General features: G+C 38.8%; 26 protein-coding genes, 1 pseudogene and 1 riboswitch. Of the genes and pseudogenes, 23 read left to right on the forward strand and 4 right to left on the reverse strand.

What is annotated here, in order from left to right; translation table 11 throughout:
- Positions 1–190 (reverse strand): annotated as a pseudogene (locus tag IQ19_RS06475) (IS21 family transposase); the annotation flags it as partial.
- Positions 191–342: 152 nt separating this feature from the next.
- Here IQ19_RS06475 and IQ19_RS06480 point away from each other — a divergent pair.
- The 18 genes from IQ19_RS06480 to IQ19_RS06550 all read left to right on the forward strand — a co-directional run bounded on the left by IQ19_RS06480 (position 343) and on the right by IQ19_RS06550 (position 8,943).
- Positions 343–891: a hypothetical protein gene (locus tag IQ19_RS06480; RefSeq protein WP_144541185.1), complete on the forward strand. Its 549-nt coding sequence runs from the start codon at positions 343–345 to the stop codon at positions 889–891.
- Entirely contained in the window at positions 839–1,441 is a 603-nt protein-coding gene (locus IQ19_RS06485) for a replication-relaxation family protein (protein ID WP_144541187.1), read from the forward strand. Before IQ19_RS06480 ends, IQ19_RS06485 begins: the two co-directional genes overlap by 53 nt.
- Before the next feature lie 2 nt (positions 1,442–1,443).
- Positions 1,444–1,581, forward strand: a complete 138-nt coding sequence (locus tag IQ19_RS27695; RefSeq protein WP_158638744.1) for a hypothetical protein — start codon at positions 1,444–1,446, stop codon at positions 1,579–1,581.
- A gap of 21 nt (positions 1,582–1,602) precedes the next feature.
- Entirely contained in the window at positions 1,603–2,034 is a 432-nt protein-coding gene (locus IQ19_RS06490; RefSeq protein ID WP_144541190.1) for a hypothetical protein, read from the forward strand.
- A gap of 12 nt (positions 2,035–2,046) precedes the next feature.
- Entirely contained in the window at positions 2,047–2,205 is a 159-nt protein-coding gene (locus IQ19_RS27700) for a hypothetical protein (protein WP_158638745.1), read from the forward strand.
- A gap of 11 nt (positions 2,206–2,216) precedes the next feature.
- Positions 2,217–2,852 (forward strand): M23 family metallopeptidase, encoded by a 636-nt coding sequence (locus tag IQ19_RS28925; RefSeq protein WP_144541192.1) that lies wholly within the window; start codon positions 2,217–2,219, stop codon positions 2,850–2,852.
- A gap of 97 nt (positions 2,853–2,949) precedes the next feature.
- Positions 2,950–3,570: a hypothetical protein gene (locus IQ19_RS06500; protein ID WP_144541194.1), complete on the forward strand. Its 621-nt coding sequence runs from the start codon at positions 2,950–2,952 to the stop codon at positions 3,568–3,570.
- 137 nt (positions 3,571–3,707) lie between these two features.
- On the forward strand, positions 3,708–3,899 hold the full coding sequence (locus IQ19_RS06505) for a MerR family transcriptional regulator (RefSeq protein WP_144541196.1): 192 nt from the start codon (positions 3,708–3,710) through the stop codon (positions 3,897–3,899).
- Between the two features lies 1 nt (position 3,900).
- On the forward strand, positions 3,901–4,164 hold the full coding sequence (locus IQ19_RS06510; protein ID WP_144541955.1) for a group-specific protein: 264 nt from the start codon (positions 3,901–3,903) through the stop codon (positions 4,162–4,164).
- Between the two features lie 14 nt (positions 4,165–4,178).
- Positions 4,179–4,442, forward strand: a complete 264-nt coding sequence (locus tag IQ19_RS06515; RefSeq protein WP_144541198.1) for a group-specific protein — start codon at positions 4,179–4,181, stop codon at positions 4,440–4,442.
- A gap of 226 nt (positions 4,443–4,668) precedes the next feature.
- Positions 4,669–6,330 carry a recombinase family protein gene (locus IQ19_RS06520; protein ID WP_144541200.1) on the forward strand — a complete coding sequence of 554 codons (1,662 nt, stop codon included), beginning with the start codon at positions 4,669–4,671 and terminating at the stop codon, positions 6,328–6,330.
- Positions 6,331–6,374: 44 nt separating this feature from the next.
- Positions 6,375–6,545 carry a hypothetical protein gene (locus IQ19_RS27705; RefSeq protein ID WP_158638746.1) on the forward strand — a complete coding sequence of 57 codons (171 nt, stop codon included), beginning with the start codon at positions 6,375–6,377 and terminating at the stop codon, positions 6,543–6,545.
- 26 nt (positions 6,546–6,571) lie between these two features.
- Positions 6,572–7,012: a competence type IV pilus minor pilin ComGD gene (comGD, locus tag IQ19_RS06525; protein ID WP_144541202.1), complete on the forward strand. Its 441-nt coding sequence runs from the start codon at positions 6,572–6,574 to the stop codon at positions 7,010–7,012.
- On the forward strand, positions 6,996–7,325 hold the full coding sequence (locus IQ19_RS06530) for a phosphatase (protein WP_144541204.1): 330 nt from the start codon (positions 6,996–6,998) through the stop codon (positions 7,323–7,325). The genes comGD and IQ19_RS06530 overlap by 17 nt, the downstream gene beginning before the upstream one ends.
- On the forward strand, positions 7,276–7,755 hold the full coding sequence (comGF, locus tag IQ19_RS06535; RefSeq protein ID WP_242020923.1) for a competence type IV pilus minor pilin ComGF: 480 nt from the start codon (positions 7,276–7,278) through the stop codon (positions 7,753–7,755). Before IQ19_RS06530 ends, comGF begins: the two co-directional genes overlap by 50 nt.
- The gene (gene comGG, locus IQ19_RS06540) at positions 7,745–8,128 is read left to right on the forward strand and encodes a competence type IV pilus minor pilin ComGG (protein WP_144541206.1); all 384 of its coding nucleotides are present in this window, start codon (positions 7,745–7,747) and stop codon (positions 8,126–8,128) included. The genes comGF and comGG overlap by 11 nt, the downstream gene beginning before the upstream one ends.
- Before the next feature lie 13 nt (positions 8,129–8,141).
- Positions 8,142–8,639, forward strand: a complete 498-nt coding sequence (locus tag IQ19_RS06545; protein WP_144541208.1) for a shikimate kinase — start codon at positions 8,142–8,144, stop codon at positions 8,637–8,639.
- Between the two features lie 118 nt (positions 8,640–8,757).
- Positions 8,758–8,943 (forward strand): YqzE family protein, encoded by a 186-nt coding sequence (locus tag IQ19_RS06550; RefSeq protein WP_144541210.1) that lies wholly within the window; start codon positions 8,758–8,760, stop codon positions 8,941–8,943.
- Positions 8,944–8,997: 54 nt separating this feature from the next.
- Here the strand turns inward: IQ19_RS06550 and IQ19_RS06555 are convergent, their stop codons facing one another.
- Together IQ19_RS06555 and IQ19_RS06560 are read right to left on the reverse strand one after the other, a co-directional pair.
- On the reverse strand, positions 8,998–9,792 hold the full coding sequence (locus IQ19_RS06555; protein WP_144541212.1) for a YqhG family protein: 795 nt from the start codon (positions 9,790–9,792) through the stop codon (positions 8,998–9,000).
- Positions 9,770–11,458, reverse strand: a complete 1,689-nt coding sequence (locus IQ19_RS06560; protein ID WP_144541214.1) for a DEAD/DEAH box helicase — start codon at positions 11,456–11,458, stop codon at positions 9,770–9,772. Before IQ19_RS06560 ends, IQ19_RS06555 begins: the two co-directional genes overlap by 23 nt.
- A 178-nt stretch (positions 11,459–11,636) precedes the next feature.
- Positions 11,637–11,724: riboswitch (glycine riboswitch) on the forward strand.
- 161 nt (positions 11,725–11,885) lie between these two features.
- Here IQ19_RS06560 and gcvT point away from each other — a divergent pair.
- The 3 genes from gcvT to gcvPB are packed head-to-tail and all read left to right on the forward strand — an operon-like array spanning position 11,886 to position 15,808.
- Positions 11,886–12,992, forward strand: coding sequence for a glycine cleavage system aminomethyltransferase GcvT (gene gcvT / locus IQ19_RS06565; protein WP_144541216.1), 1,107 nt, complete (start codon positions 11,886–11,888; stop codon positions 12,990–12,992).
- Between the two features lie 16 nt (positions 12,993–13,008).
- On the forward strand, positions 13,009–14,355 hold the full coding sequence (gene gcvPA / locus IQ19_RS06570; protein WP_144541219.1) for an aminomethyl-transferring glycine dehydrogenase subunit GcvPA: 1,347 nt from the start codon (positions 13,009–13,011) through the stop codon (positions 14,353–14,355).
- Positions 14,348–15,808 (forward strand): aminomethyl-transferring glycine dehydrogenase subunit GcvPB, encoded by a 1,461-nt coding sequence (gene gcvPB, locus IQ19_RS06575; protein WP_144541221.1) that lies wholly within the window; start codon positions 14,348–14,350, stop codon positions 15,806–15,808. The genes gcvPA and gcvPB overlap by 8 nt, the downstream gene beginning before the upstream one ends.
- 122 nt (positions 15,809–15,930) lie before the next feature.
- On the opposite strand, the gene IQ19_RS06580 is transcribed toward gcvPB, so the two are convergent.
- Positions 15,931–16,314, reverse strand: coding sequence for a rhodanese-like domain-containing protein (locus tag IQ19_RS06580; RefSeq protein WP_110064391.1), 384 nt, complete (start codon positions 16,312–16,314; stop codon positions 15,931–15,933).
- 181 nt (positions 16,315–16,495) lie between these two features.
- Here IQ19_RS06580 and IQ19_RS06585 point away from each other — a divergent pair, with 181 nt between their 5' ends.
- Together IQ19_RS06585 and IQ19_RS06590 are read left to right on the forward strand one after the other, a co-directional pair.
- Positions 16,496–17,332: a lipoate--protein ligase family protein gene (locus IQ19_RS06585; RefSeq protein ID WP_144541223.1), complete on the forward strand. Its 837-nt coding sequence runs from the start codon at positions 16,496–16,498 to the stop codon at positions 17,330–17,332.
- A 494-nt stretch (positions 17,333–17,826) separates the two neighbouring features.
- Positions 17,827–20,388: a vitamin B12-dependent ribonucleotide reductase gene (locus tag IQ19_RS06590; protein ID WP_144541225.1), complete on the forward strand. Its 2,562-nt coding sequence runs from the start codon at positions 17,827–17,829 to the stop codon at positions 20,386–20,388.
- Positions 20,389–20,439 lie beyond the last annotated feature (51 nt).

A 20,439-nucleotide genomic window follows, 5' to 3' on the forward strand; every position in this document is an offset into this window, starting at 1 on the left:
CTTTCACTGGTCCTATCACAGGAGCAGTCCTAGTTAGTTTCTTTTTAGGTTTTTCGTTGAAGTCCTCCATCTCTGCATACTTCTTAACGGTTCTGGGATCTCTCCCCATTTTTTTAGCCACACTGGAATATCCGCAGCCTTTAAAGTTAACTTCATGTCTGATATAATTAATCTCGGCCACAGCCAACATCTCCTTAATACCTCCTGCACGTTTTGTACCCAACAGGAAGTGTATGTGTATTTGGGAATGTTGACAAGTGGCCTTTTTTAATTTGTGCAGGCCCCTCGGGGCCTGCACAAATTAAATGCCATAACCTACATTTTTATGATGCCATAAACAAGATGACCAGTATATTTACCATGTTAAGGTCTAAAGGGTTTAAAAATGTTAAGAAAGCCAATATTCCAACAAGACATTTTATCATTATAGATGAAGCTGCAGAGTTAGCAAGTTCAGGTGAAACAGATCCAAAAGTTAAGGAAATTAAAATTAAATGTGAAAACATCATAAAGGACATTGCAAGACGTGGAAGGGCTAGTGGAATGAAATTGCTCTACTGTACCCAGTATCCAACTGTTGAGACAGTCAGTTCTCAAGTAAAGAGGAACTTATTAGCACGAATTTGTTTACCTGTAGATACTGCAACAGCAAGTGGAGTTGTATTAGATGAAGGTGGAGCAGAGAAACTTCCTGATGTGCAAGGAAGAGCCATATACAAGCGTTTTAGGAAGGTTGAAATGCAAACCTATCTTATGGATGATGATTTGATTAATAAGGTTATAGAGCCTCATATCACGTTTAAATCAAGGGGTGAAAAGAGTAGTGCATCACTCAACAATGAGAAAACTTCAGAGACAAGAAGCTATACTACTATCTTTAAAGAAGTTTGATTATTTAACCAGATGGCAAATACAACAGATTCATAATTTAAAAAGTGATCGAAATGCTCAACGGATAATGAAGGAAATGGAGGAGTATGTGCACGTTTTAAAGGAAGGGGAGAACATTTATTATCTCAATGCAAAAGGTCGAGAAACAGTGAGTTCTGAAAAGGTTAGGAAAAAGACCACGACAGTTGAACATTATATCATGCGAAATTACTTGTATATTGCTTTAGGTTACCCTTTTGAATGGAAAAATGAGGTCGAAATTATCAGCATTAAGCAGAAGGATAAATTGAGATGTAGACCTGATGCTTTAATTCAAAAGGGGAGTGATTACACAGTTATTGAAGTCGATAACATGCAGAAGATGAATGAGAATCAAAACAAAATTGATAAATACAGACAATTAATATTGCGTGGTGCTTTTGGATTGGTTTCCCCTAAGTTTGTTTGGATCACCAGAACTGACTATCGGAAAAAGGAATTGCTTAAAGCATGTGAAGGTTTAAAGGTAGAAGTTTACTTGCTATCCGATTTCAAAGGTAAGGGGAGATAATTATGAAAGAAGTATTTGTAGATTATGCTGATATGGCTTATCAAATTTATAAAAAGACAGGTTTAGATGTAGAAGTTGTCCTAAAAGTATTGGATGCTGAATTTGAATATTTAAAGGAAAAAGGATTAGTGGAACTATAAACACTCTGAGGAGGAAACAGCATGTTTAAACGTAAAGAAGAGGTTTATTCCATTAAAAAATTTATGAATAGAAAAAAAGAGACTGTTGTTCCGTTATCTGATAAAGAAAAGAAATTATTCTTTGAGTCTGGTATATTAATTCCATTTGCAGTTGCTCCATTATTAAAAGTTAAAAGTGCATTTGCTGCAGAAGCAGTACCAGTTACAGCAACAGAAGTCACAAATGCAATGTATGAGAAGATGCTTCACGCGTTTGATCCTTTGATTACCCTTGTGCAAGCTTTAGCTTACCCTGTGGCAATGGTTGTGGTGTTAGGTGGTGCTTTATTCATTATGATTGGAAATAAGGATAAAGGATTTAGTATGATGCAAGGTGCTGGATTAGGTTATGTCCTTGTTCAAATGACTCCTTTAGTCCTTAATATTCTTGTGGAAGCAATGAAAGTTATTTAAGGGGGAATAAAAATGAATACAGAAATTATCAAGTATGTTGTGTTTCATAAAGCCTCCAATAAAGTTGTATTAGTGACATTTGATGAAAAAGAAGCACTTGACTATATAATTAAAACTCGTGATAAAGATGGAAATCTTCAATATTCATATCAATGGCATTTTCACGATTAGAGGTGTAAATCATGATTGTTCGGATTACATCAAAGTTTGGAGAAGTTAGTTCAATTCATAAAACACCTCACACTGGAATTGATATTGGATTAAATGAAGGTACACCTTTAAGAAGTGTTTATGATGGAGTAATTAAGCAAGTATATGATGGGAGTACAAATATAGGAAAAGGTGTAAAGATACAGTTTAAAGACGGTACAGAAGGCATATACGGTCATTTGAGTGAGGTGAAAGTAAAAGCAGGGGAAATGGTTCAGGATGGGCAAATAATAGGTTTATCGGGTAATACAGGAAGGTCAACAGGTGAACATTTGCATTTTGCATTAAAGAAAAATGGGGAGTATATAGATCCATCATCAATAGTTGATAAAACGATTAATCATTCATGGTTAGATGCTTTTATTCAAAATGGAAAAGTTGGTCAAGTGGAGTACTTCAATGTTTGGGAGTGGTTAGGTGGAAAAGTTTCAGAAGTTACCCTTAACAATACTGTTGATTTCATTGCGGATTTTACTCTTGCGTTTCCTATCCTCACCGTTGTTAGCTGTAGCGTGTATGCTCTTATTAACATGTTTAGTAAGAATGCTGCTAAATGGGGTGCAATAGGTACAATAATATATGGAATGATGATTATAGAGAGTGGCTAAATGTCATTATTTTTTTAAAAAAGATATTAGTAAAATTTCCCTATGGTTTCCGTTGTTTTGTGGTAAAATTTAGCTATAAACTTTAGGGGTGATAATTTTGAAGAAAGTAAGTTTTTTATTTCTTATAATATTGGTTATAATTACTGGTTGCTCTTCTAGTCCTACAAAAGTTGAAGAAGATAATACCGATGATTATGAAATTGACTTACAGAAAGTTGTCAGTTTAATGCTAACTCAATCTGTGAGCGCCGAAGAAATGATAGGTATTTATTCAGAGGTTTGGAGTACCAGTATAGACATAACAATAGATGATTCGGCTATGGCTAGTATTTTAAATATTGAATACTATGATGTGCCAAAATATTTTAAAAGCGATGATAGAGGTTATATTGCTTTTCAAGGGAATTTTGAAAAAGCATTAAGTAAAACACAATACTATTTTAAAAAGCCAGGGAAAAGCGGAGAGATTGAGTCGAATAGAGAAGAAGTCACCGAATTGATTAAGAAATTAAATGATCCTCCTGAAAAGTATAAAGACGCTTATGATATTGCTTTTGAAATGTATAGTTTATATGAAAAATATATTACCTTTGCACTTTCTCCAAGTGGTTCTTTAATGACATATAACCAAGAAGCCAATAAACTATCCTCTGATTTAGTAACAAAAGTTAAAGAGTTTGAAGTGAAAATGCCTGTAAATAAAGGAAATGATGAGTGAGGATTATTCCTTGCTCTTTTTTTATATTAAATTATTTCATATTAACTGATTATTTTGACAATATAATATTTTACCCGTATAATAACCAAAGTGTTCTGCAGGATATGTAACAGTATTAATAACAGAGAGGTGCAACATTGAAGACAGCAGAGATTAATAGGGATCAATTACCCGAAGCATTAAGTCCGAGACATATACAAGAAATACTCGGTATCGGTAAAAAACAAACTTATGAAATGATGGAAAATCCACCGTTTCATGTAGTAAAAGTTGGCAGGTTATATAAGATATCAAAGAAAGCATTTTTTAGGTGGTTTGATGGAGAGTAAAATGATTAATGTAAAAATTGATGAAGGTGAAGTACGCAAGTTATTCATAGAAGAACTGAAATCACACGTTAGCAAAGTAGATGCAGAGTTGGTTTTTTGGGATACTAAAGAATTAGAGAAGAGAACATGTATGTGTATGAATACAATTCAAAAAGAATTCTTTTATGATCCTCGATTTCCGAAAAGAAAAGTAGGGAATAAGTGGTATTATCCAGCACAAAAAACGAAAGAATTTTTACTAAACTGGATAGATGAAACAAAATAGAACGAGGTAAGATTATGTTTGAGGTTAAAGTAGATGAAAGTGAACTGAGAAAAATTTATTTGAAGAAACTAGATGAGCATTTAGAAAAGATGGATAATGAATTATTGTTTTGGGATACGGATGATTTAATGAAACAAACAAGGCTTTCATGGAACACAATACAAAAAGAATTCTTTTATGATCCTAGATTCCCTAAAAGAAAACTTGGTCGAAAGTGGCTATTTCCTGCACGTAAAACAAAAGAATTTTTACTCGAATGGCTTGATGAACAAGAGTAAGGATTATTCCTTGCTCTTTTTTGGTTCCGAATGGTTCAGAAGGTGGTTTCGAAAGTAGGTTGTGAATCTATAGTAAGTGGGTTGTGAATTGTTCGGAAGTCGATGTTGTTGGGAACCTTCAAGATGAAGGAGCGTTTAAAGGATGTCGAAAATTAGATATTAAATAGTTATATTATGTAATCATTTGATACAATGGTTGTATTACAGGTACATGGGGTGAGAATATTTGGATGTCGCTGTATACACTAGGGTAAGTACTAAGCATGAGGAACAGTTATCCTCAATGGAGAACCAGAAGAGACACTATATTGACTTTTGCGACAGAAATAACTATAACTTGGTCAAATTGTATTCTGATGAAGGATTAAGTGCAACCAGTCCTAAGCGTAAAGAATATCTTGAAATGATCTATGATGCAGGTTTAGATTTCATTAGAGATAAAAATTCAAATGAAATTTTATATTTTAAACTATCCGAAAGAACACCAAAATTTGATTTAATCATCACCAAAGACGTATCACGTTTTGCAAGGAATACTGATGCAATTGTGTTAGCAAGAAAGTTAAGAGAAAAAGGTGTATATGTTCTTTTTGAAAATGCAGGATTCAGTACAGATGATAATGATTGGGAATTGAGATTAAGTTTACTCTTAACATTTTCTCAACAGGAAAGTATTGACCGTTCAAAGAAAGTTGCATTTGCTTATAAGCAGCGTTCTAAATCTGGTATTTTTCATTTAGCAAGAAATCTTTATGGGTACAAATATAATCCTGAAACGAAAATTGTATCTGTTGTAGAGGAAGAAGCAGAAGTCATAAGAAAAATGTTCGATTTATATATCAATGGATATGGTGTAAAAAACATCTCAAATTACCTTAATGAAAACAACATTAAAACTCAAAACGGTAAAGAATGGGTTGGAGGAAATGTCAGAAGGTTATTGAGAAATGAAAAATATATAGGTCGTGTAATTTTAAATAAGTATACTAATAGTGGAATTACTGGCTCAAATAAGAAAATAAAAAGACCTGAATCAGAATGGGTAATTCATGAAGATGCTATACCAGCTATTATTGATATGGATACATGGAACAAAGCACAGGAAGTAATTTCAAAACGAGTAGATCAATCAAAAGAAGGAAGTTTAACTGGTTCAAGAAAAGTAAAGAACATTTTCTATAATAAGTTGTATTGTGGACGATGTGGGAAACCTTTTGTTCGAGTTTCAGCAACTAAAGAAAGAAGTTATGGAACATTTGTACAGTATAACTACATATGTTCAAATAGAAGGCAAAGAAAAAGCTGTGACAATACAATGAAGACTCATGGAGTACTTGAAAAAAGAATTAATGAGTTCGCAGCAAATGAACTTCCTAATGTTCTTATGGAAAAAAGGGACATGCTTAAACGAATTATTTCTATAGAAAAGAAAATGTTGACAGGGAAAATGAAATTGTCAGAAAGAATGTGTGGTTCGATTAAAAAGAAAATTGCACAGATTGATGATGAAGTTAATAAACTTATTACCGCATTTGCAAAAAGTAGCTCAACTGTTGTTTCAGTTATTGAAAAGAAAATTGAAGAATTAGAATTAACCAAGCAAGAATTAAATAATCAGTTGCTTGATCATGATGTAATTTCCATTGAGAGTAAAATTAATCAACTTGATGATTCTTATAGTGATTTAGATAAGATGGTTAAAGAAGAATATTCATTTGAGGAAGCATTAAAGTATATAGGTAAGATTACAGTTGATGGGGATGATATTTCTTTCAATGTATTATCAGATGGAAAATTAGAACCATTGCTAAACATTGATGTTAATAAAATTGGTCAATCAAATTTAGAGAAATTAATAAAGGAAACCAAAGAATTATTAAAGAGTTGACAGGTAGGGATTTAACCTACCTGTTTTTGGGTACAACTATACAAATGGTTCAAGCTCAGGTTCAGGCGTATGAAATAGAAGAGAAGAAACTTCCTGCAGATATTTCTGCTTTAAAAATTGCAGGATACCTAGAGGAAACTTCATGCCCAAATGGAGATGCCATTCAAATAACTGCAGAAGGAAAAGTTGAACGAACAACTCCTGGTTCAACTTGAGAGACTACATCAGATCCTTCAACGCCATGATTCGAAATAATCAAGGGTTTACGCTAATTGAATCCCTCTTTGTCCTCAGCATATTCCTCATCATTGCCTCAATTACGGCTGTTTTGGTCAAACCACATTTCTTCTACTTTGAAAAACAGATATTTTTTTCCCAAATAAAATCTGATTTGCTGTATGCCCAGCAATATGCATTAACCCATCAAACAGATGTGGTCGTCCAGTTTTTACCGGACCAGCATAAGTATACCGCACAGGTGAAGTTAGGTTCTGAAACTATTATTAGCCGTGAATATTCTCCTCAGTTTGAGATAAGGAAGGGGACCATGCCTTTGTATTTTCAGTATGGACCAAGCGGGAATACGAATAAATTTGGCAGTTTCTATATCATGGCGGGCGAGGAAAGGTACTTGATTACATTTTTAATAGGGAGAGGGAGGTTTTATGTGGCGAAAGAATGATGGCTTCTTCATGGCTGAGCTGCTGCTCTCATTAACAGCCTGGCTGATTGTAGCGGGCGTATTTTTCCCTCTCATAATAAGGGCAGTTGAGCACTCTGTTGAAATAGAACAGGATTTTGAAAGTACACAACTACTTTATGAAAGCCTGCAAAAAACAGTGGTTGAAGGGCACTTTACTTCCGGTAAATCTGTTAAGAAAAACCAAACTGTATATGAAATATTCCTGAAGGAAGGCTCAGAATTGACGGAGGTTTGTATAAAGTATGAAGACATATTCCAAAAAGCAAATGAAAAGTGTGAGGTTTATAAATAGCAAAGGCTTTACCATGCTTGAGATGCTTTTTGCTTTTTCAATATTCTTGATGCTTGTTTCTTTTTTGCCGCTTAGCTTTAACTTTCTCTTTCACGACTGGAAATTTGAAGCGAGGACTCAGCGGCTTGAATGGCTGGTATTTATCAATCAGATGAAAAAAGAAGTAAGGATAGCAGACTATGCAGATGTCTCAAATGAAAGAATAGCATTAGCGATAGCAGGGCAAAACGTAGTCTATGAAAAATACGGTTCAAACTTGCGAAGGCGAGTGGACTTGAAGGGTCATGAAATTGTTCTCCAGGAGGTTGATTCTGTCTCCTTTACTAGTATAGTCGGGGGATTGGAAATGATAGTGAAAGATACTTTTGAGCAGGAATATACCGCTTCCCTTTATTACTATATAAATTCGGAGGTTTCAGATGTACCATAACGAGAAGGGATTTGTCTATCCTCTTACATTTACAATTATTTTTGCTGCTTTTTTTTTGCTAACGATCCAATTGGAGCAGTATATATCGGAAAAAAGGCTCACCGAAGAAGCAGAAACAGTCTTGAAGCAGGAATATTATTTATTAAACTCCCTCAAAAGAACAGAAATCTTGCTAAAGGAGAAAAAAGAATATGATTTATCAGGATCTTATTCTTTTGCAAAAGGGAACGTTTCATATAGTATGTCCCCTCTAGCCGCAAGCTTGTATCAAATCACATTCAAAACAAAGGTCGGCTCCGATTCTGAAATCACAACGTACGCTTATTATGACATCGATTTGGAAAAAGTGATAAAATGGATTGAAAAAAACTGATTGGGGAAAAAGCATGAAATCAATTTACTTAATCGGATTCATGGGTGCAGGAAAGACAACCATAGGTAAAGAACTAGCGGCTTGTGTGAATAAAGCAGTAATTGATACTGATGAAGAGATTGTTAAACGGGAGAAAAAAAGCATAAATGACATTTTTTCTGAAAAGGGTGAAGAATATTTCAGATTTCTGGAAACTAAAACGCTGCAAGAGCTGAATGATCGGGATGCTGTTATTACAACAGGCGGCGGAATAGTAGTGAAGCATGAAAACAGGGAGGCTTTAAAACATAAAGGGAATGTTTTTTTTCTTTATGCTACACCGGAGGAAATATTTAAGCGGCTTGAAAGTGACCAATCCAGGCCGCTGCTTAAAGGTGATAAAATGAAGCTAATCCGTGAGCTTTATGAAGAAAGAATGCCTTTATATAAAGATGCAGCTAATGTGATTATCGATACAACCAATAAGGAGGCTAATGATATCATTAAAGAAATTATAAGCCGTTTAGAATAGTCCTTCCTGGACATACTTGTTAATGTCTATACTGTAAAACATCTATAAGTGAAAGGGCGTTTTCCATCACTGATAGTTGGTTGAACAATGAGCGAGCTGAAAAGGCAGGTGTGTCTAATTGAAATCAAACGAGTACGTAAAATATATCACACAGACGGTAGTTAAATATATTGACCAGCCCAAGGATGAACGAAAAAAGCACCGAATGGAGAAGAAGGATATGAAAGAACCTTTTTTATACAGGTGGTTTGGCGTGCTTCCTTATATTTTCTACTTTGGCATAAAGAAGAAAAAACATAAATAGCAGCAAAACAGGAAACCGGCAGCAATTGCTGGTTTTTTGTTTTGCTGCTATGCTTCAGACAGCGCTGTCTGTCAGGTAAAAGAGCCCTCCGTTAATTATGGAAATATTAATTTTTGGCTCATACTGTTCTTTTAGGGCAGTCTTTTCCGTTTCGTAGCTTTCGCCTTTCTCCTCAGCATCCTCATAAAAATGCTCCAGCAGATCCAGGTCCTTTTGCCATCGTATAAGGGCTTCATCAGCCCAGTTATGTTCTTCTTGCTCAATCCCCATTTTTAAAAAATTCGCTACCCTCGATACACCGCTCTTCGGCATAATGAGGGGAGAGAGAGTAAATGAGTAATCAGGGATCTTGGGTGTTAAATTCATTTCAAGCAGCTTGTCATGGAAGTCTTCTACCATCTGACCATTTATTAATTGGAGGCCAATCGATTTGAAAACGTCTCTTTTTCGGTCGCATTGATAGGAGATGCGGACGTTCATACCCAGCCAGGGCCTTAATGGAGTTTGCTGGCCAGGAGCATGATGATGATTTTCATAAAGCCTGATATAGCCTGCAAGGTTTCGTGCTGACTCAAATATCTGATGCAGCCGGGGGGATCCAAAATGAATGACCTCTCCCTTCAACTGATCGGGAGCCAGCTGTTGGTTTGTAATAAGAGTCAGCTGCATAGGATTGGGGATTCCGCCTGTTTTCTCAAGATAATGCCAATAAAACGGCCGGTTCATGAGTTCCTTATCCAGTTCGATGGTAAGTTGGACGGTCATATAACCGGGGCCTTTATCGACGACCTCACATCCATTTGCGTGAAAATACCTTTCAAGAAACTTATGTATTTCCTGTTGCTGCATTCAGTCCACCTTCTTTCATATCCTCTGCAAATTGAATCATGCTAGTTAAATTCTCCATTTTAATTCTCATTTCACCCTCTGAAGCTGACTTACCAAAAATTTCGACAAGGTGATCATCAATATTTCCAAATTCAAGCTTTGTTAAAATATCATCCAAATCTCCAATGACTTTTTCAAACAGATTGATTTTCTCATATAACAGTTTTAGAACATGCTCTTCAACTGTATCCTTAGTGGCAAAGTTATAAATCATAACATCCTTCTCCTGGCCAAGACGATGGATACGGCCAATTCTCTGTTCCAGGCGCATCGGATTCCAGGGAAGGTCGAAATTAATAATGTGATTGCAAAATTGAAGGTTTATTCCTTCTCCTCCTGCTTCTGTGGCAATGAGGACCTGTGCATTCTTTTGAAAAAGCTCTCTCATCCAATCTTTTTTGCCCCGTTTGAATCCGCCCCTAAAAGGGACAGATGTAATGCCATATTGTTTTAAAAACCATTGCAGATACATTTGGGTTGCACGGTATTCTGTAAAAATAATTACTTTATCATTAATTTTTTGAATTAATTCTAGAGCTTTTTGAGCTTTGGAATTTTGCTGTACAGCTTCAACCTTGGAAACAAGGTATTGAATTTGATCCTGGAAATATTTAGTAGGTTCTTCCTGTCTTTTGAGCATGTTTTGCAAGGTGAAATAAACAGCCTCCCTGCTGCTGCAGGCTTCCCTTTGCAGAGTCATCACAGAAAACTGGCTCGAACTCACCCAATCGCCTTCTCCCCGCAATTCCGTAACAGCCTCATATAGCTCTCTCTCTTCCTGGGAAAATTCAATCGGAATGGTTTCCACATGTCTTTTGGTCCATTCTATCCCTGTGTCCGCCCTGCGGTTTCGAATCATAACTTTATTTACTAGTTCTTTTAAATGTTCATCATCATTTAATGAACGTGAATCTTTTTTATAGCTCTCATAAAAGGCAGACTCAGTGCCAAGATGGCCGGGTTTAAGCAGGGAAACCAAGTTGAATATCTCGCTGATCCGGTTTTGGATCGGGGTTGCGGTTAACAGAAGGCAAAATTTCTTTTTTAAATTTTGCACAAACTCATAGTTTTTTGTTTTATTATTTTTAAGCTTGTGAGCTTCATCAATAATGATTAAATCATAGTCCAGGCTGTAAATAATGTCCCGATGCGGATTCCGCTTGGCGGTGTCTATGGAAGAAACGACAACATCGCATTGCTCCCATACATAGCTTTTCCGCTGGGCAACGGCAGGAATGAAAAATTTGCTGTTTAGCTCGATTGCCCATTGTGATACGAGGGAAGCCGGAACGAGTATCAAAACTTTTTTTACCAAACCTCTTATCATATATTCTTTTAAAATAAGACCAGCCTCAATTGTCTTGCCAAGGCCAACCTCATCAGCAAGGATGGCTTTTCCGTTCATGCTTTCAACAACCTGCTTTGCTACTTCAAGCTGATGGGGAAGCGGTGTCAGATTAGGCAGGTGATTTGGAGCCTGCAGGCCTTCAAATTCAGGTATTATCGTATGGTTTTCGACTTCTACAGCCAACTTATAGAGCTCCCAATTTCCCCATGGACCATCATCTTCTATTCTCTTTAAAAATTCATCCTGCCAGGAAGAATCAATGCCAATTTGCACCGTCATAAAAACAGCTCCTTTAATCTATATAAAACATATTGCCCAAACCTGGTTAAGGTGGTAGGATGATAATAGCTTTGAAAGTTTTGAAAGTTAATACATTAAATTTAGTTTACCGAAATAATGGAGTCATTTTTTCTGTTTGGTATAAGTATGACCAACTTGGAAAATTTTATAAATGCGAATGATAACAAGGGGAGAGACTACATTTGTAGCGCCGAAGGAGCAAGCAATCCTGTGAATCTCTCAGGCAAAAGAACTCTTGTTTGACGCAGCTCTGGAGAGTGCTTCTATAAGGAGCCACCCAAGGGGAAAGCCGATTTCGGTAAACTTTCAGGTGCAAGGACAGAGATCTTCTCAGTAACGAGGGGATTTTCTGTCCTTTTTTATGTTTCCTAAACCGTTTTAAAAAGATTATGAGGGGGACGAGTAAATGTCACAGTTAAAGCGCACACCTGTGTATGAGGTGTACAAAGATTATGGAGCAAAAACCATCGATTTTGGAGGCTGGGACCTTCCTGTACAGTTTTCAAGCATTAAAGAAGAACATGAAGCAGTTCGTAACAAGGCAGGCCTTTTCGATGTTTCCCATATGGGTGAGATCGAAGTGAAAGGAATTGATAGCCTTGCCTATCTTCAAAAAATGATGACAAATGATGTTTCAAAATTAAAAAATGCTGGTGCTCAATATACGGCCATGTGTTATGAAAATGGCGGAACTGTTGATGATTTACTTGTCTATAAAATAGAAGAAGACCACTATTTGCTAGTCGTGAATGCATCAAATATTGAAAAGGATTACCAATGGCTGCAAGATCATGTTCAAGGCAATGTGGAATTGAAAAATCTTTCCGAAGACATGGCGCAGCTTGCTCTTCAAGGACCGCTTGCCGAAAAGGTGCTGCAAAAGCTTGCAGGAAATACAAGCTTGACGGAAATCGGCTTTTTCAAATTTCAGCAGGATGTTGAGCTGAATGGAAAGAAAGCCCTTGTTTCAAGAACAGGCTATACCGGAGAAGATGGATTTGAAGTGTACTGCGATGCTAATGATGCTGTAGCATTGTGGAATGAAATACTTGAAGCTGGCAAAGAAGATGGCGTGCTTCCATGTGGCCTTGGCGCAAGGGATACACTTCGCTTTGAAGCTAACCTTGCTCTTTATGGCCAGGAACTTTCACCTGATATCACACCCCTTGAAGCAGGAATTGGGTTTGCTGTAAAAGTGAATAAAGAAGCTGATTTTATCGGCAAGGAAGTGCTTAAGCAGCAAAAGGAAAATGGGGTTCCTCGCAAGCTGGCGGGGATTGAAATGATTGACCGCGGAATCCCGCGCCATGGCTACCCTGTTTATAAAGGAGAAGAGCTTATCGGCGAAGTGACAACAGGTACCCAATCTCCAACCTTAAAAAAGAATATTGGCCTTGCACTTATTAAAAAAGAACATACTGAACTTGGAACAGAAGTGGAAGTAGAAATTCGCGGCAAACGATTAAAAGCAAAAATTGCATCTACACCTTTTTATAAAAGAGAAAATAACTAACCGGGGGGAGAAAACGATGAAACATCGCTATTTACCGATGACAGAGTCTGACCAGAAAGCAATGCTCGAAACGATCGGCGTTAAATCTGCGGAAGATCTCTTCAGTGACATTCCTGAAAGCGTAAGATTTAAAGGTGAATATAAAATTAAACCTGCGAAATCTGAGACATCACTAATGAAAGAGCTCACTTTAATGGCACAGAAAAATGCCGATCTCCGCACAAACACCTCTTTCCTTGGAGCAGGTGTATACGATCATTACATGCCGGTTATCGTTGACCATGTGTTATCGCGTTCAGAGTTTTATACTGCGTACACTCCTTACCAGCCGGAAATATCCCAAGGGGAGCTTCAGGCAATTTTTGAATTCCAGACAATGATCTGCGAATTGACTGGTATGGATGTGGCCAACTCCTCCATGTATGATGGCGGAACTGCTCTTGCTGAAGCTGCAATGCTGAGTGCAGGCAATACACGCCGCAAAAAAGTACTGATCTCAAGCAGCGTCCATCCTGAGTCAAAGGAAGTAGTCAAGACTTATGCGAAGGGCCAATATATTGAGGTAATTGAAATTCCTCAAAAAGATGGCGTGACAGATCTTGATGCGTTAAATGAGATGATTGGCGATGATATCGCAGCAGTAATTGTCCAATATCCAAACTTTTTTGGAAGAGTGGAGCCTTTAAAAGAGCTAGAAGAAATTATTCATGCCCATAAATCCATGTTTGTTGTTTCAAGCAACCCGGTTTCACTAGGTGCATTAACGCCTCCTGGAAAATTCGGAGCCGATATTGTGGCTGGGGACGCACAGCCGTTTGGAATTCCTACAGCTTTCGGAGGCCCGCACTGCGGATATTTTGCTGTTACATCAAAGCTGATGAGAAAGGTGCCGGGACGCCTTGTCGGCCAAACTGTTGATGATCAGGGGCGCAGAGGCTTTGTTCTAACACTTCAGGCTCGTGAACAGCATATCCGCCGCGATAAAGCCACGTCCAATATTTGTTCTAATCAGGCATTAAATGCTCTTGCAGCATCTGTTGCCATGACCGCTCTCGGTAAGAAGGGCGTTAAGGAAATGGCTGCAGCCAATATGCAAAAAGCCCATTATGCTAAAAAGCAATTTAAGGAAATTGGTTTTGAAATCGCATTTGAAGGTCCTTCGTTTAACGAATTTGTCATTAAGCTGAATACGCCTGTCAAAGAAGTAAACCAAAAGCTTCTGGAAAAAGGCATTATTGGCGGATATGACTTGGGCAGAGATTTTGCTGACCTGAAAAACCATATGCTTGTTGCTGTAACTGAATTAAGAACAAAAGAAGAAATCGATGTATTTGTAAAGGAAATGGGGGATTACCATGCATAAGGAAGATCAGCCACTCATCTTTGAATTAAGCACTGAAGGCCGTATCGGTTATAGCCTTCCTGAAATGGATGTTCCAGAAACAGATTTAAGCGAACTTCTCCCTGAAGGCTATCTAAGAGAAGAAGAGCCTGAGCTGCCGGAAGTATCCGAACTTGATATTATGCGCCACTATACTGCTCTCTCCAAACGTAACCATGGAGTGGATTCTGGTTTTTATCCATTGGGATCATGTACGATGAAGTACAACCCTAAAATCAATGAAAATGTTGCCCGCTTTAATGGTTTTGCCCATTTGCATCCCCTGCAGGACGAAAGCTCTGTTCAAGGTGCACTGGAACTAATGTATGATTTGCAGGAGCATTTAATTGAAATTACGGGAATGGATGAAGTAACGCTTCAGCCGGCTGCAGGTGCACACGGAGAATGGACTGGACTAATGATGATCCGTGCTTACCATGAAGCGAATGGCGATACAAAGCGTACGAAAGTCATTGTTCCTGACTCTGCCCACGGTACAAACCCGGCTTCTGCAACAGTAGCAGGATTTGAAACAGTAACTGTTAAATCCAACGAAAATGGATTGGTGGATTTAGAGGACTTAAGAAGAGTGGTTGGCGAAGATACTGCTGCCCTAATGCTGACTAACCCTAACACTTTGGGGCTGTTCGAAGAAAATATCCTGGAAATGGCTGAGATTGTGCATGGTGCAGGCGGAAAGCTTTATTATGATGGAGCTAATCTGAATGCTGTTCTTTCCAAAGCCCGCCCGGGAGATATGGGATTTGACGTTGTTCACCTTAATCTCCATAAAACCTTTACAGGACCGCACGGCGGCGGCGGACCGGGATCAGGTCCTGTCGGCGTAAAAGCAGATCTCATTCCATACCTTCCTAAGCCTGTATTGGTTAAGAAAGGCGGCCAGTATGAATTTGATTATGACCGTCCGCAATCAATCGGCCGTGTGAAGCCTTATTACGGAAACTTCGGAATCAATGTGCGTGCTTACACTTATATCCGCACAATGGGCCCGGATGGATTGAAGGCTGTAACTGAATATGCTGTACTAAATGCAAACTATATGATGAGGAGGCTGGCACCGTTCTTTGACCTTCCATTTGACAGGCATTGCAAACACGAGTTTGTATTGAGCGGCAAGCGCCAGAAAAAACTTGGAGTCCGTACACTGGATATAGCCAAGCGTCTTCTTGACTTTGGCTACCATCCGCCGACCATTTACTTCCCGCTTAATGTGGAAGAGTGCATCATGATCGAACCGACAGAAACAGAATCAAAAGAAACTTTGGATTCATTTGTTGATGCCATGATCCAAATTGCCAAAGAAGCAGAGGAAAACCCTGAAATCGTTCAGGAAGCGCCTCATACGACAGTTATCGGACGACTTGACGAAACAATGGCTGCCCGTAAGCCTGTACTTCGCTATCAAAAGCAATAAAAACATAAAGGGTGCCCCGGACTGGGGCATCCTTTTTTGGTGTTTACAAGCTAATTGAGTAAGTAGGGAATAATCAAAAGACCCCAGCCGGAAATGGCTGGGATCTTTTAGAATAATCGCTATTATTTTTTCGCTTTAACTTTTCCGGACCATTTTTTGAATCCGCCCTGAAGGTGTGAAAGGTCTTTGTAGCCTTTACGATGTAGAAACTGGGCAGCCCTGGCGCTTCTCATGCCGCTTTGGCAATATAAATAGACAGGCTTGTCCGGGCGCAGTTCTTTCATCCGTGTTTTCATTTGTGAAAGCGGGATATTTCGTGCACCTAAAATATGGCCATTCTCAAATTCGTTTGGTTCCCGGACATCAATTAATTGGGCTTTTCTATAACCTTCGCGAAACTGGTCTTCAGTAAGCGTTTTAACAATTCTGCGCTGATATAACCAAGTAACGACGGAGTAGGTAATAATTGCACCTAAAATGATAAGAATGAAATAAAGTGTATCCAATGTGTCTTTCTCCTTTCACACTTAGCTAAGCCAACTTATATTATATAAGCCTTTCCTTATGGGAGTAAAGGGAATCTGTTAAATTTATTTGGAAAATCAACTTGCTTTGATTTTCTCATGAATTTTGGTAGACTATAAACCGCAAATAACTGGTTAAAGAATCTGTAAATGAGGGTTACATATGACAAAAGAAGTTTGGCGTTTTATTGATTCAGGAGAGGGATCACCCTCTTTTAATATGGCTTTGGATGAGGCACTGCTTGATTGGAACAGCGATGGGAAACTGCCTCCTGTTATTCGATTCTATGGATGGAATCCAGCTACACTTTCAATTGGCTACTTCCAAAAGGTTGAAAAAGAGATCGATATGGAAGCCGTTAAACAGCATGGATTGGGTTTTGTACGCAGGCCGACAGGCGGCAGGGGCGTGCTGCACGAACACGAGCTTACATACAGTGTAATCGTTCCGGAAGAGCACCCAGATATGCCTAAAACGGTAACAGAGGCTTATAGAGTCATTTCAGAAGGCATCCTAAAAGGATTTCACGCACTTGGGATGGAAGCTTATTTTGCTGTACCGAAGACGGCTGAAGAAAGGGATTCTTTAAAAAACCCGAGGTCTGCTGTTTGTTTTGATGCACCAAGCTGGTATGAGCTTGTAGTAGAAGGCCGCAAAGTGGCCGGCAGTGCTCAAACAAGGCAGAAAGGGGTAATCCTGCAGCATGGATCCATTTTGCTTGATTTGGATGAAGACAAGCTTTTTAGCTTATTCAAATATCCAAACGAAAGAGTAAAAGAGAGAATGCAGAAAGCTTTTAAAAATAAAGCTGTCGCCATGAACCAGCTGACATCCAAAAAAATTACTCTGGACCAGGCTAAACGGGCTTTCAAAAAAGGGTTTGAAGAAGGCCTGAATATAGAGCTGGAGCCATACGAACTGACAGCGGAAGAAATAGCTTATGTGCAAAAAATTGCAAAAGAGCGCTATGAAAATGATGAATGGAACTATAAAAGATAAGGGAAAATTCAAAAAGCGGGTGATTTTCCCGCTTTTTGTTAGTTGAGCTAATCGGGCCTTTACAGGCAGTTTGGCCTTTGGTCATCTTGTATATGAAGATTTAGCCAATAGGGGCATTACTGCCCGTTAATCTGCGATATAAAGCGGCCCTGTCGCTTTTTTGTTTTTTTATGAATATTTTACCAATTCATATATAAAAAAAGTGCAAGCCTCGAAATTTATGAAAATTTATCGTTATTTGTCGTAAATCTGTCATTACCTCCTGTTTTCTTCAAAATCTAGTATTTTTTAAGTTTGACAAAATCACATACGCCTGAACTAAACACAATATATAGTGGTGTCGAAAATATTTTAAACACTATATATTGATTTTAGGGTTTGAGGTGTGGTAACTTTAGGGTACTCTTCTAACAGAGCTAGAGTTGCTCTATCTATGAAAATGTTTACACAACATACAGAGAATTGCTTGAATTTAAATCGAAGGAGTTGTAACAATGTCTGTTGCGCTAGGACAAAAAATGAAATTGAACATTGATCGTTTAAACAAGGACATCCGTTTATTCCCTCAGGTTCACCCTGTAACCCCGGATATGAAAATGACCCACAAAGGTGTTTCACGTTTAGTCATGCTGGACAGATACACTTTCAAAGATACTGAGAAAGTGACTCTGACAAACGGTGACTTCGTTGTCCTCACTATCAAAGAAGATCCGAAATTTCCTGCACGAGGTCTTGGTTTCATCCTGGATATAGACTGGGAAAACAAGACAGCTAAAGTTTTAGTCGAAGAAGATTACAGAGGAGTGCTCGATGATCCGGAGGAAGCACAGACAGGTATTATTACGAAGCCGCTGGATGTAATCGAAAAGCCTTTGGAAATCTTTTATGAGCAAATTGCCAAGCGTAACGCGACAGGCCTTGCATCCGTAGAGAAGACAGAAGAAAAGAGAAAGCAATGGTTTGAAAAGTTCTATCAGGAACTAAAGAACTTAAACTTCATTCCGGCTGGCCGCGTTCTATACGGAGCAGGAGCTGACACGGATGTAACGTATTTCAACTGTTACGTAATGCCGTTTGTCCAGGACTCCCGTGAAGGGATCTCCGAGCACCGCAAACAGGTTATGGAAATCATGAGCCGCGGAGGCGGAGTGGGAACAAACGGTTCTACACTAAGACCTCGCAATACACTGGCAAAAGGAGTCAACGGTAAATCTTCCGGTTCAGTCTCCTGGCTGGATGACATTGCGAAATTGACTCACCTTGTTGAACAGGGAGGGTCCCGCAGAGGAGCTCAGATGATTATGCTGTCGGACTGGCATCCGGACATTATTGAATTCATCATCTCTAAAATGCAAAATCCAAGGATTTTACGATTCCTTCTAGAAAATACAAACGATGAAACAATTAAAAAATATGCAAAAGAAAAATTAAAATTTACTTCTTTTACCGAACAGGAAATTGCTATGTACCAGGGAATTGTTAATTACAAGACTATTCCGGGATATGGCGGATTCAGCGAGAAGATCATAAAGGATGCAGAAGAAAAAATGGCTACAGGTGGTACTTACAGTGTCCATAACTCTGAATTCCTGACAGGTGCAAACATTTCAGTCTGCCTGACAAAAGAATTCATGGATGCAGTCGAGAATGACGCAGAGTACGAGCTTCGCTTCCCGGATGTGGAATCCTACGATCCCGAGACCATGAAAATATATAATGAAGATTGGCACAAAGTCGGTGACGTAAGAGAATGGGAAAAGCTGGGCTACAAGGTTCGAGTTTACCGCAAAATTAAAGCGAAAGAGCTTTGGAACTTGATTAATATCTGTGCAACATACTCTGCAGAACCAGGAATCTTCTTTATCGATAATGCCAACGAAATGACAAATGCACAGGCATATGGACAAAAGGTTGTAGCAACAAACCCGTGTGGGGAACAGCCACTCGCACCATATTCTGTCTGCAATCTGGCAGCAGTTAACCTGGCAGAAATGGCAGATAAGGAAAACAAAACAGTAAATTTTGAAAAGCTGAAGCGTACTGTCGAAGTTGGTGTACGTATGCAGGATAATGTAATAGATGCAACCCCTTACTTCCTTGAAGAGAACCAAAAGCAGGCACTTGGTGAGCGCCGTGTTGGCCTTGGCGTTATGGGACTTCATGATTTGCTCATCTACTGCGAAACTGAATATGGCTCAGAAGAAGGAAATGATCTGATAGACAAAGTCTTTGAAACAATTGCAACGACAGCGTACAGAGTTTCTGTAGAGCTTGCAAAGGAAAAGGGAAGCTTCCCATTCTTAACAGGCGAGAATGCAGAGGATACAAACCGCTTACGCAATGCATTTACACAAACAGGCTTCATGAAGAAAATGCCTGAAGATGTCCGTCAGTCTATCCTGGAAAATGGAATCCGGAATTCGCATCTATTAACTGTTGCACCGACTGGATCTACAGGAACAATGGTTGGAGTTTCTACAGGCCTTGAGCCATATTTCTCCTTCTCTTACTTCAGAAGCGGCCGCTTAGGTAAGTTTATTGAAGTGAAGGCAGATATCGTTCAGGAATATTTGGACCGCAACCCGGATGCAGACCCAGATAATCTGCCTGAATGGTTTGTGGCAGCGATGGATTTGGCTCCAGAAGCACATGCTGATGTACAGTGTGTAATCCAGCGCTGGATTGACAGCTCAATAAGCAAAACGGTAAATGCACCGAAGGGCTATAGTGTTGAGCAGGTAGAAAAAGTGTATGAGCGCCTATACCGCGGCGGTGCCAAGGGCGGAACGGTCTATGTTGACGGATCACGCGATTCTCAGGTCTTGACACTGAAAGCTGAAGAAAATAGCTTTGATGATACAGAAACCGTTAAGAAAGAGAAAACAAAGCAGCATGTTGTCTTAGTTGATACGATCAGCGACCTTCGTTCAACAGATGTTACAATCGGTTCAGAAATAGGCAATACTTGCCCGGTATGCCGAAAAGGGAAGGTAAAAGAAATCGGCGGATGCAATACGTGTACGAACTGTAATGCCCAGCTGAAATGCGGTCTGTAAAACTAAATAGTACAGCTAAAGAAGATGGAAATAATTGTTCCATCTTCTTTT

The sequence above is a fragment of the Cytobacillus oceanisediminis genome (assembly GCF_007830235.1).
Taxonomy (GTDB): Bacteria; Bacillota; Bacilli; order Bacillales; family Cytobacillaceae; genus Cytobacillus; species Cytobacillus oceanisediminis.